Source organism: Haloparvum sedimenti (assembly GCF_001462205.1).
Taxonomy (GTDB): Archaea; Halobacteriota; Halobacteria; order Halobacteriales; family Haloferacaceae; genus Haloparvum; species Haloparvum sedimenti.
On the sequence record NZ_LKIR01000037.1, the window covers coordinates 1 to 1279 of the forward strand.

General features: G+C 60.9%; 2 protein-coding genes. Both read left to right on the top strand.

Going from position 1 to position 1279, the window contains the following annotated elements; all coding sequences use genetic code 11:
- Positions 1-643, top strand: a 643-nt coding sequence (locus AN233_RS16675) for a S16 family serine protease (RefSeq protein ID WP_218055037.1), incomplete at its 5' end; no start/stop codon positions are given.
- Between the two features lie 66 nt (positions 644-709).
- Positions 710-1279 (top strand): aconitase family protein (locus AN233_RS01920; protein WP_245625960.1); only part of this gene is annotated, 570 nt, incomplete at its 3' end.

Sequence of the window (1279 nt, forward strand, 5' to 3'; positions counted from 1 at the left end):
GGGATTCCTTGTCGGACTCGCCACCGGTAGTGTCGGAGGTGCTGGAGCAGTTCTCGGTCTCACACGCTCCGACGAGGGGTTTCAATCGCTGGCGACGCTTGCCGGTGGGGCGACGCTTCCCGCCAGGGTACAGTATTATCTTCCAGCAGTCGATTCGTCTGGCGAGGGGCTCATACTCCCCGTCGAGTTTGTGTTTTCGAAGGGAGATGGTGAGTTGTTTGTCGATGTGGGCGACGTTGAGGTCCGTCACGATTTACAGCTTGCACTCCGGGAGGCGACGGAGACGGCGACGCGTCTCACGGGCCGTTCGCTCGCGGGAACGGCGATACGAGTCACGTTCGATCCTCCTGATTCAGACGTACTCGCTCTCGGCGGCAAAAGCTGGGAAGCTGGCCTCACGGTCGCACTAGTCGCTAGCCTCCGGAGACAGTCCCCTCCACGAACGAAGCAAATCACGGGCATTGTGAACGACGAAGGAGTGTTGCTTCCCGTCGGTGAAATCGAAGCAAAGGCCCGTGCAGCGCGAGCATTCGGAGCGGCGGAACTGATCGTTCCTGAGGGCAATCCGTCTGACGTGACGGTTCATGGGGTTCGTGTCGTGGAGGTCGCGTCGATCAGGGATGCACTTGATCGTATATTGTGACCGTCCACAACGTCACCCCGTGCATAGGGGAGACAATTCAATAGCCAGGTCACCGTAGCACGAGGTATGGACGAATCGTCCCCGTTCGACGCAATCCGCGAATTCGAGTTCGACGGCACCTCCTACAAGATGGCCGACCTCACAGTCCTCGAAGAGGAGGGTCTCTGTGAACTCGACCAACTCCCCGTCAGTATCCGCGTGCTCCTCGAGTCCGTTCTCCGCAACGCCGATGGGGAGACGATAACCGCCGAGGACGTTCGCAATGCCGCGTCGTGGGAACCCGATGTCCCAGACGTCGAACTTCCCTTCACGCCCTCACGAGTCGTCCTGCAGGACCTCACCGGCGTCCCAGCGGTGGTCGACCTCGCAGCACTCCGCTCAGCGGTCGATCGTAAGGGGGCGGATCCAACCATCGTCGAGCCGGACGTCCCGTGCGACCTCGTGATCGACCACAGCGTGCAGGTCGACTACTTCGGCTCCGAGGAGGCCTACGAGAAGAACGTCGAATTGGAGTACCAGCGCAACGGCGAGCGGTACCGTTCTCTCAAGTGGGCCCAGCAGGCGTTCGACGACTTCCGCGTCGTCCCGCCGGGAACTGGAATCGTCCACCAAGTTAATCTCGAGTACCTCGGGCAG